Source organism: Desulfuromusa ferrireducens (assembly GCF_055389805.1).
This window is the reverse complement of sequence record NZ_AP042415.1, coordinates 2,582,470-2,596,954: the sequence shown is the minus strand read 5'-3', so window position 1 is coordinate 2,596,954 and position 14,485 is coordinate 2,582,470. Positions and strand designations below refer to the sequence as shown.

Below are 14,485 nucleotides of genomic sequence, written 5' to 3'. Positions count from 1 at the left end.
CCAAATTTCGGTGGGTCACGCAAGTTCGCGTCGCCGCCGGTTATTATGAACCGTTAGCTGCAAAAAGGAATAATCATGACTGATGAGATAACTGAACAGCAAGAAAATGAAAAACTCTATGGTGTGATTGCCGAATCTGACAGCTACGGAAAGCAACTTGTATTGCTAGATTTATCATTTGGCAGACTTCTTGACGAAATTGTAGTCCCATATGACAACAACGAGCCGTTTTTTATAGATGGTGTTCCTGTTACAAAAGACCAAGTTAAAAGAATTAAAATTGTTGAGCTCGGCGATGCTTATCGACAAGGAATGTGGGAGCTTCAAAGAGGACTTACTCGAGGGGAAAGTGCAGCTAAAAAAACCTATGGAGAACAATATTCCACAAGGTTTGAGCACATTCTTCGAACGGATACGGTTGATGTTACTTCCCAAGTCATCAAAGCATATTACCAAGTCATCAAACCAAGCATTAAAGACTACCTACCCAAAAGACAAGAATTAATTGGGGCGGCAACTAAAGTATTTGTTGAGGGCATGAAGGCTCTTAGCAGCTAACAAACGAATCAACGCGGACGGAATGGGCCTCTGCGCAAAATTGAAAAGCAAAACCAAATTACGGTGGGTCACGCAAGTTCGCGTCGCCGCCGGTTATCATGAACCGTTAGGAGGAGGAAAATGAATAAGCCAGAGGGGGTCAATCAAGCAATCATTGCACTGTGGGCAACGATTGCGGTATCCGCAATCTGTGCACTGATCAATAGGTGGATTGGCGCTATTTCTTTTGACGAATTCTGTTTGAATATTTTTATCTATGGCCTTGTTTGTATTTTGCCTTACAAAATCAACAAAGGAAGCAATGCCGCACGATATGTCTTCGCAATATTTTTCGTCATCTCATTGCTACTTCTCCTCGGTGGGCTTGGACAAGAAATGCCAAAATTAGACTTCATCGTGTCCATCCTAATCATTCCAATCAATATCTTTATTGTATATCGACTTTTCCAATCTCAAGCATCTCATTGGTTTACTGGCCAGAGTGTGCTCAGGAGTCCTCCTAACCATTAAATCAACGCGGACGGAAAATACTTCTGCCCTAAATTGAAAAGCAAAACCAAATTGCGGTGGGTCACGCAAGTTCGCGTCGCCGCCGGTTATCATTACCGTTATGTGTATGAAATATAATCAAAAAGAAAGGCACCGGGACCTTCTATGTCGACAAAGTCATGAGTGAAATTTTGGGTTTTGTTGTATTGACCGGCCCGCTGTTTCTAATTGTGCTGTGGGTGCCGGTGTGTATTGTGCTGGCAGTGTGGTTTGGTAGGAAGTTCATCAGAAAAAGCTTGCCGCTTAAAGTCGTGGTCTGCACGCTGGTATTTCTTGTTGCAGTAGTCATTCCCTTTTCCGACGAAATCGCTGGCCGTATCTACTTCCACCGCTTGTGTGACACCGAAGCAGGCGTAAAAGTGTACCAACCAATTGAGCTGCCTGCCGAGTACTGGGATGATCAGGGGAATCCAATATTTTATGATGAGAGCAATGGGAATTCCACTCTACCATCTGAAAGATTTTATGAAGTTGAATCAAAAAAAACAAATCGCCTCTTTGGTATAAATGAGCATCGGACAATTCTATTGGATATAAATACTCACAAAATAATAAGTGAAAAATGGTTATTTAGATATTGGGGTGGTTTTATTTCAAGGAATTTTACTCCCCATAACACCGCAACTCATTGCGGTGGAGATTGGGATGAATTTGTAAAAAAACAATTCGTGCCTGTAATTGAAATTGAATAGTTAAATGTTAAGAGCATAATAAAGTTTCAGATCATACAAAAACACATAACAAACTAATCAACGCGGACGGAAAATGCTTTTGCGCTAAATTGAAAAGCAAAACCAATTGCGGTGGGACACTCAAGTTCGCGTCGCCGCCGGTTATCATGAACCGTTAGGCCGTTATGAATTTAATAGTCGCAATATTGGCAGGATCTGCGCTTGGAGTGGCCATCTACTTCATCATTCGGCCAGTCTATGTTTATGCACTTGAAAAAGGTAAATCAATAGGACAATTAAAAACAATAGGACTTGGACTGTATGTCCTCACTGTCATTTTTGGTGGGATATTGAGTTTGCTATTTGCAGTAACGAAATTTCCAAATATCCAAAATTACGAAATGAATTCTGCAATATTAGCTTGTCTATTATTTTTTGTTTTACCGTTTGGACGAATGCTGTACCGGAATAGCAACTCACAAAAATCGGCCTAACCATATAATCAACGCGGACGGAAAATACTTCTGCGCTAAATTGAAAAGCAAAACCAATTGCGGTGGTGGCCAAAACTTTACGTCGCCGCCGGTTATCATGAACCGTTAGCTATCAGAAAATGGAGAGGGACATGAAAAAAGCAATTATATTTTTCATAATAATTTCCATGCTTATCCCTTCAATTTCCTTTTCAAAAAGTTTCAGTTCAAAACACGATAAAGTAACCAAGATTTTTCAGGGTAACACTGAGCCAACAGCGAAAGATGCAACGTGGACACAAAAAGGCATATTTAAAGTCGGTGTTATAAACGACGGAAGCAGCAGAAACGGATACGCTCAATATGTTTGCGAAGTTCTTTACGACGAAGGTTTCAAAGGCCAACGAGTCTGGGTTCAAGTTATGGACATTATGAAATTAACAAACTCAGGAAAAAGGGTAAAATTGGGCGAAGCTCGGTGCAAATAAATATAGCTAACCAGATAATCAACGCGGACGGAAAATACTTCTGCTTTAAATTTGAATAGCTCGGTGGTGCTCAAGCAGTTCGTCGCCGCCGGTTATCGTTACCCGTTAGGGCTCAGAAATTGATAAAAAGCATTCTTATTTTTTCAATCGTAATGGTCGGTCTAATTTCTGGAATTTATAGTATTTATTTAGGTATTCGAAAAAATAAAAATGAAAAAGTTAAATTAAAAACTATATCTTTCATAAAAAAGTTATTTAAAAAAACAGAATTAGGAAACTTCACAGGTACAGAAATTATAATATTAGGCATTTTCTCAATAATTGGATCTGGACTTATAATTGTCATAAGCAAAATGCCCTAACAAACTAATCAACGCGGACGGAAAATGCTTCTGCAATAAATTGAAAAGCAAAACCAATTGTGGTGGGTCACGCAAGTTCGCGTCGCCGCCGGTTATCACCACCCGTTAGGGTGCAAAGAATAAAATGATAGAAATACTCATTCTTTCTCTATGTTTACTATTTTATGTACCACCAACAATAATAATTTTCAGAAACACCAAATTTATTGGACCAATAAGATTTTTTTACAGTTGTACGGTCGTACCAGTTTTTATAATTTCCATGTTTATAAACATATATTTTGCTGCTGAATTATTCCCCCAATTTTTCAATACGATAGCAGCGAACCAAAATGCATCAAAAGGAAGTGCCATGTTGGCAGCTATTATTTCATGTCCACTGGCGGCACTAGTTTCGTTTCTCTATTTTAAGTTTTTTTCAGTATTCAATCAGAAGATGATCCCAAATGAACAAAAAAGCACCCTAACAAGAAAATGAACCGGACGGAAAACGCTTCTGCTTTAAATTGAAAAGCAAAACCAATTGTGGTGGGTCACGCAAGTTCGCGTCGCCGCCGGTTATCACTACCCGTTAGGTTTTTAAATTATGGAATCATTAACCACGCCATTAATTTTATCTTTCATTTCTGCAATAACTTTTGTTGCGTATAAACATCCAAAGGCATATAGCAAAATATATTTTGTATTAATGGCAATTGTATCACTGCCATATTTTGGAATAACACTTTGGAACGCAGCAATAAATAAAACGCATAATTCAATCTTTGGATTTGTCTCAAAAGATTCTATCGATGCCGCTTCAGCAAAAGTTGCTTCTCTATATGTAAATATCCCATATATAACAGTGTGGTTCTTTGGCGCAATGATCTATATAGCCATCCTACTTTTCCTAGAAAATATATTAAAACATGAGGCAAAGTAACAACCAGAATACATAGTGACAGATATACGTTTTTACAAATAAACCTAACCAAATAATCAACCGGACGGAAAATACATCTGTCCAAAATTGAATAGCTCGGTGGGTCGCATTGCGTAGGCCGCCGCCGGTTATCATCATTCATTAGGTGGCAGAATGGAATCTGGCATGCCCTATCTGTTCGCGGCAGATTTAATTCTCTTCACCCATGCGCTTTTTGTCGCGTTCGTCGTCTTTGGCCTTTTGTTAATTTTTGCAGGCAAACTGCTTTCGTGGTCTTCGGTACGAAATCCGTGGTTTCGTTTGGCGCATCTCGTCGCAATCGGTGTGGTTGTGCTGCAGTCATGGCTAGGTGTTAAATGTCCTTTCACCACTTGGGAAATGGCGCTACGCGAAAGGGCCGGTGACACCGTTTATCCCGGTACCTTCATATCTCATTGGCTAGAGACGATTTTGTATTTCCGCGCACCGGAGTGGGTATTCATAGTTTGTTATACAGTTTTCGGGGCCCTGGTTCTGGCCAGTTGGTTCTGGGTTCGCCCACGTCCGTTTACTACACTTAAAAGACATGGTGCCACCTAACCACTAAATCAACGCGGACGGAAAATACTTCTGCTTTAAATTTGAATAGCTCGGTGGTGCTCGAACAGTTCGTCGCCGCCGGTTATCATGAACCGTTAGCAGGCCAAAATGAATAATAAAGAGATTCCGAGTAAACAAATAAAAGGATTTGATTTTTGGTTTGCAGCCGTTGGAATCATTGGTCCAATAAGCCTTATTTTTTATTTTCCGTTTTCATTCGTAATAAATTTACTTTCATCACCACTTGGTTTAAGCCCAGAAATTGTAGGCATAATTCCTTGGTTGCTTAGTGTTTCTTTCAGCTTTGCAGCAATTTGGGCTGGGTGGAAGGTTTTTAAAGCAGACAAGTAAAAATCTGCTAACAACTAAATCAACGCGGACGGAAAATACGTCTGTTTTAAATTGAAAAGCAAACCCAATTGCGGTGGTGGCCAAAACTTCGCGTCGCCGCCGGTTATCATGAACCGTTAGGTTTCAAGAAATGGAGGGGAAATGACTTCTAAACGACACATCACAAATCGACAATCACTCCAAATTGGTGGACTACTTGTCCTCGTTGGTCTTGGGATTTTGGCATTCGCTGCCTATATCGCATACTTATTGGCAACAACATATTATCCTATTTTCAGCAATGGTACTTGGTCTTCAATGCTGAACCCAGAAGCAAAACCATACTCCCCTCTGTTAGGACCTGCAGTTCTAATTGAAGCAGTGTGCTATGGGATTATGCTATTTTATTCCCTATATTTGCTTTATATGTTTTTCAATAAAAATGTAAATTTTCCAGCTATGTTTGTAGTCCTTGCTGTTTTTTTTACAATTTTCGTTTTTTTAGATTGTTGGGCGATAGCACTTGTCGATCAAAAACCAGTATCCACACTATTCAATTCTGCAATTTATGAAAGAATCATAAAATCTTTAATTGGATTCATATTATTTACTCCATATCTGTTTATTTCAAAAAGAGCAAAAGCCACGTTTCAAGAATAAAAACCTAACAAATAAATGAACCGGACGGAAAATACTTCTGCTTTAAATTGTTTAAAAGTCTCGGTGGTGCACGCAAGCGCGCGTCGCCGCCGGTTATCATGACCCGTTAGGTGCTGAAATGATAATTAGTAGTGATATCGAGCTTGAGCAATGAATACGGAATCATTTTCAATTTTATAAACAATTCTGTGTTCATCATTGATTCGTCGAGACCAATAACCAGACAGGCCATGCTTCAAAGGTTCGGGTTTCCCGATGCCAGAAAAAGGTGAGCGCTGCACATCTTGAATCAACGCATTCACCCGCTTGAGTATTTTATTATCAGTCCGTAACCAGTATTGATAATCATCCCAAGCATTTTCAGAAAACATGAGCCTCACAGATTAAGCTCGCGTTCGGTACCACTGTCTGATTCAAGCTGAGCAATAGACTCAAGAAGACGTCGGGCATTTTTGGGACTTCTCAGCAAGTAGGCTGTCTCTTCAAGAGCTTGAAAATCTTCAAGAGACATCATAACGACAGAGTCTTCGTTACGACGTGTAATAATCACAGGATCGTGGTCATCGCAGACCTTTTTCATTGTTTTAGCGAGGTTGCTTCGTGCATTAGTATATGAAATGGCTTCCATTGGTCACGCTCCTTTCGAGTACATGTACGAATCACTGTACCACAAATGAAAGGGCATAACAAACTAATCAACCGGACGGAAAATGCTTCTGCGCTAAATTGAAAATAAAAAATGGCGGTGGCGCGCAAGATCGCGTCGCTGCCTATTATCAAGACCCGACAGGATGCAGCGGGCAGAATATAGGGACCACCCCAGAGAAACCTTCAGCAACAAAAAAGAGAGAAAGATATGATCCCGATTGAAACACTCATAACCTTTTCCACTGCATCAATTCTGCTCGGGCTTGCTCCGGGTCCTGACAATATTTTCGTCTTAACTCAGTCCGCCCTGCGCGGTCGATGCGCTGGGATAGTCGTCATGCTAGGCTTGTGTACGGGGCTTATCGTTCACAGCTTTGCGGTCGCATTGGGGGTCGCAGCGATTTTCCAGACCTCAACCATGGCCTTTAGCGCACTTAAGTTTATCGGTGCCGGATATTTGGTTTATCTTGCCTACAAAACCTTCCGCGCCCCGGTAGAAAAAATACACACCTCAACAAATGGCAACACAAACCATTGGAAACTGTACTCCCGTGGCATCATCATGAACATCACCAACCCTAAGGTTTCGATCTTTTTCCTCGCCTTTTTACCACAGTTTACTGATCCAGCACGAGGTCCAGTCGCGACACAAATCCTGCTCCTTGGGGGCCTGTTTATTGCCGCCACTATTTTGGTGTTTGGTAGCATTGCCCTGCTGGCCGGAACCCTTGGACAATGGCTGAACCGATCTGACCGCGCTCAAACGATCTTAAACAAGCTTGCTGGCACCGTATTTGTGGGACTAGCCCTAAAACTGGCAACAACAGAGCGTTAGCTGAAAAATCTCGCCAGTAGCTCAATAGAGTCAGCCTCTGGTGTAGTTGTAACACTGCATAATGTACGTAACGAAAGACGCTACCTGACAGAATTCAATCGTTAAAAATAAACCACCAAAGGTTCCGAAAAAACAGACAAAAAAAAGCCCGCCAGGTTTCCCCGGCGGGCTTATCAATATCAAAAGCTATGAACTAATTACATAGCATCGATAATAGCGTTCAGAGTTGCGCTTGGGCGCATCGCTGCAGCAGCCTTGATTGGATCAGGGCGGAAGTAGCCACCAACGTCGACTGGGGAACCCTGACAATCGGTAAATTCTGCATCGATCTTGGCAACGTTCTTCTCGATCTCAGTAGCAACCTCAGCAAAACGTGCCTTCATGGCAGCGTCCTTGTCCTGAGCGGCCAGAGCCTGTGCCCAGTAGAAACCAAGGTAGAAGCTACCACCGCGGTTGTCAATTTCTTTGACTTTACGCGAAGGAAGTTTCTGATTCTCCAGGTACTGACCGATAGCAGCATCCAGAGTCTCAGCGAGGATTGCAGCTTTAGGATTATTGTCAGCAGATGCAGCCTGCTCCAGAGATGGAACCAGCGCACAAAACTCACCGAGGGAATCCCAACGGATGTGACCTTCTTTGAGGAACTGCTCAACGTGCTTCGGAGCAGAACCACCAGCACCGGTCTCGAACAGACCACCACCAGCCAACAGCGGCACGATGGAGAGCATCCGAGCAGAGGTACCCAGTTCGAGAATTGGGAACAGGTCGGTCAGGTAATCCCGCAGTGCATTACCGGTTGCAGAGATGGTGTTTTCACCTTTGCGAACCCGCTTGATGGAGAATGCGATTGCGGCTTGCGGCTCCATGATCTGGATATCCAAACCAGCAACATCAAACTCAGGCAGGTACTTGTTAACCTTTTTGATGATTTGCGCATCGTGGGCACGGTTTTCGTCAAGCCAGAAAACGACCGGCTCGCCGGAAGCCTTGGCGCGGGTTACTGCCAATTTGACCCAGTCCTTGATCGGTGCATCTTTAGCCTGACAAGCGCGGAAGATATCGCCTTCTTCAACCTTCTGATCGTGCAGGGTCACACCGTCGAAAGTCACAACGCGGATATTACCGGCGGCAGGAGCTTGGAAGGTCTTGTCATGGGAGCCGTACTCTTCAGCCTTTTGTGCCATCAGACCAACGTTGGCAACACTACCCATGGTGGAAGGATCGAACTGACCATTTTTGTTACAGTCTTCGATAATTTCCTTGTAGATGGTTGCGTAGCAACGATCAGGGATCATGGCGATGGTATCTTGCAGTTGGTCCTGCAGATTCCACATTTTGCCACCGTCACGCACAACGTTAGGCATCGAAGCGTCGATGATAACATCGTTAGGAACGTGCAGGTTGGTGATGTTTTTACGCGAGTCAACCATGGCTAGCGCTGGCATCTCTGCGTAGCAGGCGTTGATGTCTGCTTCAAATGCGGCAGCTTTGTCAGCCGGGAGGCGGTTCAGTTTTGCCAGGACATCACCGATACCGAAGTTGACGTTTGCGCCGATTGTTTTCAGGTCATCTGCATGCTTGTCAAGGGCAGACTTGAAGTAAACCGAAACGGCATGACCAAACATGATTGGGTCGGAAATTTTCATCATGGTGGCTTTGAGGTGCAGAGAAAGAAGAACGCCCTTCTCTTTTGCTTCTGCGATCGTTGCGCGGATGAAATCACGCAGAGCAGCAACATGCATAACCGAAGAATCTAGAACTTCACCTGCTTGCAAAGACAGCTTGTCTTTGAGAAGGGTCACAGCGCCATCGGTAGCAACAAACTCAAACTTGACGTCAGTCGCTTTATCCAGAGTAACCGAAGTTTCGGTCTCGTAGAAATCGCCACCGCTCATGTGCGCAACGCGACACTGAGAGGTGCCGGGAGCAGGCCAAGGCTGCATCATACGGTGCGGATTTTTCTGGGCGAATCTCTTAACCGAAGCTGCAGCGCGACGATCTGAGTTACCTTCGCGCAGAACGGGGTTAACAGCGGAACCAAGACACTTGGAAAAACGAGCTTGCAGCTCTTTTTCTGCATCATTTTTAGGCTCTTCAGGGTAATCAGGGATTTTGTAACCCTTTGCCTGAAGCTCAGCAATGGCTTCTTGCAGCTGAGGGACCGAAGCACTGATGTTCGGCAGCTTGATAACGTTAGCTTCCGGCTTCTGAACGATCTCGCCCAACTGTGACAGATAGTCTTCAACCTTCTGATCTTCGGTCAAGTTATCCGGAAAGTTTGCAATGATACGACCGGACAGGGAAATGTCCATGGTCTCGACGTCAACGCCGGTACCTTTGCAGAATGCCTGAACGATCGGCAGAAAAGCGTAGGTAGCTAATGCCGGTGCTTCATCAATTTCGGACCAGATAATCTTTGCCATGTGTCTCTCTCCTTAAAGTTTTAATGCCAGTATTACTAGAGGGCTGAAAAGACTAAGATTATGCCCTTTCAAATCCGTCCTCCAAAAAAATACATATAAAGCAGGTATTCCATGAAGTTGTATACAGTATACAGAAGGCTATTAGCTGTCAAGAAAAAATGGCCATTTTGAAGCCGATCGATTCGGTCCCTGACAAACACGTGAATCGATTGCTGATAACCGGTATCGGCCGATCCTCAACGTCTTCCCAGTTCAAAAGCTAACCTCCTGTTTTAACTTGCAACATAGGCAGACAATGACGGACAATGGTACGCATATAAAACGTAAGAAACAGCGTTGCCGGCCGCTTAAAAAACTCTAAAACTTAGCCCTAAAGGAACAGGACAGCACCCTGCCATGACCCCTATCGAATTCACAGTCCTTGCCATCACTTTCATGATCAGCCTATCGATTGTTTGGAGTTCGCTACGAGTCGGCATTACTCCGGTTCCCAGCTCTGCGAAAGCCAGGCAGGCGATTCTAGAGGCCAGCGAACTGGCTTCCGCTGAGCTGATCATCGAATTGGGATCAGGGTGGGGCCATCTTGCCGTGGCGCTAGCCAAGAAATACCCAGAACGACAAGTCATCGGCTATGAGCTTTCGTTGATTCCATGGCTGGTGTCGCTCATGCAAAAAAAACTGCGAAGGGCAACCAACCTCACCCTGCGGCGCAAAAACTTTCTCAACATCGCCCTGCCGGATTCTTCGCTGCTGATCTGTTACCTCTATCCGGGTGGGATGAAAAAGCTGGCCGACAAACTACGACGGGAGAAACCGGGCGTAGAGATGCTCATCAGCAACACCTTTGCCTTGCCGGATGCAGAACCGGTGCAAACCATCCGACTGAACGATCTCTATAAATCGCCAATCTACGTTTATCGTTTCGAGAAGGAAGTAGAATTAAATATCTAGAAATGAGATGTGAAAATCGTCCAGACTGATGACCAGGCAGCGATTGAGCAGTTTCGGTTCGTCGCCAAGCACGGCGAACAGTTCAGTCGTCATCAAGCCAGCCAACACCGCCGCCGCATCCCCTGATACCGGGATATCCCCTTGCGGCTGTTGAGCTCCGGCAAATATCTTTGTAAGTGACTGGGATTTGCCTTTGAGCAATGTCAGCACTTGACCATGCTCACCCTGCAGTCCGGCATGGACCAAGTAGACCTGCTCAGGGGTGACGCTATCCAGCAGATAACGACTGGTGTAATTATCGAGACAGTCGGCAACAACTGTCGTATCAGCAGGGACCTGAAAGTTCACCTCAATTCGTCCCGGCAGCGGCACAATCTCGGTGCTGCTGTTAATTCGAGACAAGCGATCGCTGGCCAACATCAATTTCGAACTGCCGATGTCTTCTTCGGCGTACAGTAGCTGTCGGTTCAAATCAGGCCAGTCGACCACCCCATCATCGACCAGATAAATTTTTCCTACTCCGGCTCGCACGAGTAACTGACTGACGGTTGCTCCCAAGCCACCGACTCCGGCGATCAACACAACGGCCGCGCCAATCCGCTGCTGTTTTATATTCCCCCAGTGGAGAACCTGCCGGGCGTAGCGCTCACCATGCGTCGCCATTACCCGCCCGCCCCCGGCGGGAAAAAAGCAATAATATCATTATCATTGACCTTGGTTGCCAAACCGTCAAGGTGCAACACATTATGTCGATTGAGCAAAATAATGGTCCCGGCATGCAACTGATTGTTGCCATCAAGTAACTTATGCAGAAAGGGGGTTGTCAACTGCTGCTGAACCCGCTCGAGCAGGAGCGCAATTGTTTCGTTTTCAACGACCGGCAATTCAAGCTTTTCCTGCTGTAGAAGCAACCGCAACAAGCTGTAAAACTGGATCTGGATCATAACCGCCTCACGAGGCCAGACGCAGCTGCGTCTGCGCATAGTTTGCCGTTCCGCAAAGCAACCGTTTGCCGGGGAAAATGCTGCGGGTGCGCACCAAATGATAATAGAGACCGGAATCATTGGTTTCACCGATCAAAGTCGCGCCAATCACCCGCTGCTGTTCATCAAGAAACACTTTCCGAAAGCGGCCGGAAGACGCACTATAATGACAGGCGGTTGCTGACGCCGCATCCAGGCAATAACCGACAGCCGCCACATCGATACCAAAGATCTCGGTAATATTGTTTTTCAGGCTTCCTTCATACGCCGCCCCGAAACCGAGCATATTAAGCGCAGCATTCTCGCCCTGTTCGACCGCTGTCATCCAATTGCCCTGGATGGTCGCTTCACCAGCGATAAAATCGGCCCCCTCGGCAGCATCGCCAGCGGCGTAGATATCAGGGTGGCTACTACAACAGAACCGGTCAATGCAGACGCCATCGTTGACCTGCAAACCGGCCTCACTGGCCAACTGCGTGTTCGGCTGCACCCCCTTGCCAACGATCAACAGGTCCGATTGCAACCGCTCTCCCGATGTTAGCGAGAGAGTCAGACGCTCGCCATCATCAATCGATTCGACATCGTTACCCTTAAACAGGTGCAGCCCCTTGGCGGTAAGTGCACTTTCAAGAAGAGCCGCCGCTTCAGCATCGACCACCCGACTGAAAATGCGGTCGGACCCGACCACCAGAGATTTTTCCATCCCTTCTGCAGCATGTGACAATAACGGCAGACTGACCAACCCGGCGCCGATGGCAGTCACTGCTTTAGCGCTGCTCAATAATTCACGTATTTTCACCGCATCAGCCGCATGACGTAAAACTGTGGTTCGCTCAGAGGTCACACTCAAGGTACGGGCTTCGGCCCCGGTTGCCAGCAATAATTTGTCAAATCCGATCTTTTGCCCATCAGCCAACTCCAGAAAATGGCTATCAGGGTTCAGGCTGACAACTGTTTGTCCAAAAATCGTCATAACCCCAAGCGATTGATAAAAAGCCTGTTCAACGATATTGAGTCCGTCACGATCAATATGCCCCCCCACATAATAAGGGGTCAAAACCCGCGAATAGGCAGGGCAATCCTCACGATCAATAATGGCGATCGTCTTGTTTCGATCATGCCGCCGCAGCGTTCGCAACGCCTGTAAACCGGCAGCACTGTTACCAATAATGACAAAATCATAAAACTGTGGCATCACAATCCTTTCACTGCCACAGGGACGACCAATCGGCCGCCCCTGCGATGCTCAGGCTAAACCGAGAGACTGTAATTTTTCGTCGGTCGGAATCCCCTCGCTACTCCAGCCACGCACTTCGTAGTATTCCGGCAACATCTTATCCAGCTGCGCGACAGCCCCCTTGTACGGCCCCTCCGGCAATGGTTCGGTTAACACCCGTTTCGGCAGGGTATCCTGCGACGGGCCGATCCCGGCCTTGAGATTAAAAACCCGCTCCAGGTTGTAGATCCGATCCCCAACTTCGAGGATTTTTTCATCGCTGTAATCTTCGCCGGTTGCCGTGGTGCAGAACTTGGCAAACTGCGGCACACCGATACCGAAGGTGGTAAACAGGCAGACGCCGGAGGAATCAACCACCGCGGTAAAATCCTGGAATATTTTCGCCCAAGTTGCCTTGCCTTCAGTTGCCTGCGGATCAAGTTTCTCCGGCAGGCCGAGGATTTCCGGCGACACCAGATAACCACGCACATGGCAGGCGCCACGGTTGCTGGTCGCGTACTGCAATGCCATCCCCTGCAGACCACGACCGTCGTATGCCGGGAATTCCAGCTTTTTGGAGGTCATCGACAGTTCAGGAGCCCCATAACTCTCTGCCAACCGGTACGAACCTTGCGCCAACTTGGCGCCGAAGCCTTCATTTTTGGCGGTAAGATCGATCATCTTGACCATCGCATCGGCATCGCCGAATTTGAGCGGCATGCCGATTTCATCTTCCGTGATAAGCCCCTTTTCGAACAGTTCCATAGCGCAGGCTACGGTCGATCCAGCGGTGATGGTATCGATGCCATATTCGTTACAGATGTAGTTGGCCTTGGTAATGGCGGCCAGATCATCAACTCCACAGGTCGCGCCCAACGACCAGAGGGTTTCGTACTCTGGCCCTTCACCATCACCGCTAAAGCGTGCACCGCTCAACTTGGTCACCCGTCCGCAGCCGATAAAGCACCCCATGCAGCCCTTGTTGCGCTTCAGGTAAGTGGATGCCAACTTTTCACCGGAGATCGCCTCGGCGCCTTCAAAGGTGCCGGTCTGAGAGTTGCGGGTCGGCAATGAACCGGCTTGGTTGATGATATTGACCAACACCGGCGTCCCGAGTGCGCCCAGCCCCTCACCGGTAACCGGGTTCTGCCGCAGCATACCGTAAGATTCCATCGCCGCATCGCGATAGGCTCTGGGGTCGGCAACTTTAACGCCACCGGTGCCGCGCACCGCAACAGCCTTGAGGTTCTTGCTGCCCATCACCGCTCCAACACCACTGCGACCTGCGGCGCGGTGCTTATCGTTCATGATATTGGCAAACAGCACCTGTTTTTCTCCTGCCGGACCGATACTGGCAACCTTGGCATCACCGTGAAATTCAGCCAGAATCGCGTCCTCCGTCTCCTGCGTCGGTTTGCCCCATAAGTGCAGGGCCGCCACCAACTGAACCTTGTCGTTATGGATCTGCAGATAGACCGGGTGCTCCGATTTGCCCTCGAAAATGATCATGTCATAACCGGCAAAACGCAGCTCGCTCGGGAAGTAGCCACCCGAATTGGAACTGGCAATCGTCCCGGTTAGCGGTGATTTGGTGACCACCATGTAGCGACCGTTGGCCGCGCCGTAAGTCCCGGTTAACGGCCCGGTAGCGAAAATCAGTTTATTGTCTGCCGACAGGGCATCAGTCTCGGCCGGAACCTCTTCGACCAGATATTTTGATGCCAGTCCGCGCCCACCGAGATACGCTTTGGCCCACTCTTCGTTGAGCGCTTCCCCCTTGCAGGTCCCAGCGGAAAGATCGACTCGTAACAGTTTTCCATGCCATCCCTTGCTCATA

The 14,485-nt window shown here is 46.8% G+C and carries 17 protein-coding genes; 10 read left to right on the top strand and 7 right to left on the bottom strand.

What is annotated here, in order from left to right; genetic code table 11:
• The first annotated feature begins 75 nt into the window (after positions 1-75).
• The 8 genes from ACZ5PT_RS11685 (at position 76) to ACZ5PT_RS11650 (ending at position 5,592) form a co-directional block, all read left to right on the top strand.
• Positions 76-558 carry a hypothetical protein gene (locus tag ACZ5PT_RS11685; RefSeq protein WP_464263213.1) on the top strand — a complete coding sequence of 161 codons (483 nt, stop codon included), beginning with the start codon at positions 76-78 and terminating at the stop codon, positions 556-558.
• Positions 559-678: 120 nt separating this feature from the next.
• Entirely contained in the window at positions 679-1,068 is a 390-nt protein-coding gene (locus ACZ5PT_RS11680; protein WP_464263212.1) for a hypothetical protein, read from the top strand.
• A gap of 158 nt (positions 1,069-1,226) precedes the next feature.
• The gene (locus tag ACZ5PT_RS11675; protein ID WP_464263211.1) at positions 1,227-1,799 is read left to right on the top strand and encodes a hypothetical protein; all 573 of its coding nucleotides are present in this window, start codon (positions 1,227-1,229) and stop codon (positions 1,797-1,799) included.
• 604 nt (positions 1,800-2,403) lie between these two features.
• Entirely contained in the window at positions 2,404-2,739 is a 336-nt protein-coding gene (locus ACZ5PT_RS11670) for a hypothetical protein (RefSeq protein WP_464263210.1), read from the top strand.
• A 948-nt stretch (positions 2,740-3,687) separates the two neighbouring features.
• The gene (locus ACZ5PT_RS11665) at positions 3,688-4,023 is read left to right on the top strand and encodes a hypothetical protein (protein ID WP_464263209.1); all 336 of its coding nucleotides are present in this window, start codon (positions 3,688-3,690) and stop codon (positions 4,021-4,023) included.
• Positions 4,024-4,176: 153 nt separating this feature from the next.
• On the top strand, positions 4,177-4,602 hold the full coding sequence (locus ACZ5PT_RS11660) for a DUF2784 domain-containing protein (RefSeq protein ID WP_464263208.1): 426 nt from the start codon (positions 4,177-4,179) through the stop codon (positions 4,600-4,602).
• Between the two features lie 108 nt (positions 4,603-4,710).
• Positions 4,711-4,953, top strand: coding sequence for a hypothetical protein (locus ACZ5PT_RS11655; protein ID WP_464263207.1), 243 nt, complete (start codon positions 4,711-4,713; stop codon positions 4,951-4,953).
• A 141-nt stretch (positions 4,954-5,094) separates the two neighbouring features.
• Complete coding sequence (locus tag ACZ5PT_RS11650; protein WP_464263206.1) at positions 5,095-5,592, top strand: DUF2569 family protein; 498 nt, start codon at positions 5,095-5,097, stop codon at positions 5,590-5,592.
• A 125-nt stretch (positions 5,593-5,717) separates the two neighbouring features.
• Here ACZ5PT_RS11650 and ACZ5PT_RS11645 read toward each other — a convergent pair whose 3' ends face one another.
• Positions 5,718-5,972, bottom strand: a complete 255-nt coding sequence (locus ACZ5PT_RS11645) for a Txe/YoeB family addiction module toxin (RefSeq protein ID WP_464263205.1) — start codon at positions 5,970-5,972, stop codon at positions 5,718-5,720.
• Positions 5,969-6,220, bottom strand: a complete 252-nt coding sequence (locus ACZ5PT_RS11640; protein WP_464263204.1) for a type II toxin-antitoxin system Phd/YefM family antitoxin — start codon at positions 6,218-6,220, stop codon at positions 5,969-5,971. Before ACZ5PT_RS11640 ends, ACZ5PT_RS11645 begins: the two co-directional genes overlap by 4 nt.
• 228 nt (positions 6,221-6,448) lie before the next feature.
• On the opposite strand from ACZ5PT_RS11640, the gene ACZ5PT_RS11635 reads away from it, so the two are divergent.
• Positions 6,449-7,075 (top strand): LysE family translocator, encoded by a 627-nt coding sequence (locus ACZ5PT_RS11635; RefSeq protein ID WP_464263203.1) that lies wholly within the window; start codon positions 6,449-6,451, stop codon positions 7,073-7,075.
• Between the two features lie 197 nt (positions 7,076-7,272).
• Here the strand turns inward: ACZ5PT_RS11635 and ACZ5PT_RS11630 are convergent, their stop codons facing one another.
• Complete coding sequence (locus ACZ5PT_RS11630) at positions 7,273-9,498, bottom strand: NADP-dependent isocitrate dehydrogenase (RefSeq protein ID WP_464263202.1); 2,226 nt, start codon at positions 9,496-9,498, stop codon at positions 7,273-7,275.
• A 396-nt stretch (positions 9,499-9,894) separates the two neighbouring features.
• Between ACZ5PT_RS11630 and ACZ5PT_RS11625 the strand changes: the two genes are divergently transcribed.
• The gene (locus ACZ5PT_RS11625; RefSeq protein ID WP_464263201.1) at positions 9,895-10,449 is read left to right on the top strand and encodes an rRNA adenine N-6-methyltransferase family protein; all 555 of its coding nucleotides are present in this window, start codon (positions 9,895-9,897) and stop codon (positions 10,447-10,449) included.
• Here ACZ5PT_RS11625 and ACZ5PT_RS11620 read toward each other — a convergent pair.
• The 4 genes from ACZ5PT_RS11620 to ACZ5PT_RS11605 are packed head-to-tail and all read right to left on the bottom strand — an operon-like array spanning position 10,438 to position 14,484.
• A complete protein-coding gene (locus ACZ5PT_RS11620) occupies positions 10,438-11,112 on the bottom strand; it encodes a HesA/MoeB/ThiF family protein (protein ID WP_464263200.1) in 675 nt (224 codons plus the stop codon). The genes ACZ5PT_RS11625 and ACZ5PT_RS11620 overlap by 12 nt on opposite strands.
• Positions 11,112-11,393: a MoaD/ThiS family protein gene (locus ACZ5PT_RS11615; protein WP_464263199.1), complete on the bottom strand. Its 282-nt coding sequence runs from the start codon at positions 11,391-11,393 to the stop codon at positions 11,112-11,114. Before ACZ5PT_RS11615 ends, ACZ5PT_RS11620 begins: the two co-directional genes overlap by 1 nt.
• Positions 11,394-11,400: 7 nt before the next feature.
• A complete protein-coding gene (locus ACZ5PT_RS11610; RefSeq protein WP_464263198.1) occupies positions 11,401-12,627 on the bottom strand; it encodes an NAD(P)/FAD-dependent oxidoreductase in 1,227 nt (408 codons plus the stop codon).
• A 51-nt stretch (positions 12,628-12,678) separates the two neighbouring features.
• Positions 12,679-14,484, bottom strand: coding sequence for an aldehyde ferredoxin oxidoreductase family protein (locus ACZ5PT_RS11605; RefSeq protein WP_464263197.1), 1,806 nt, complete (start codon positions 14,482-14,484; stop codon positions 12,679-12,681).
• Position 14,485 lies beyond the last annotated feature (1 nt).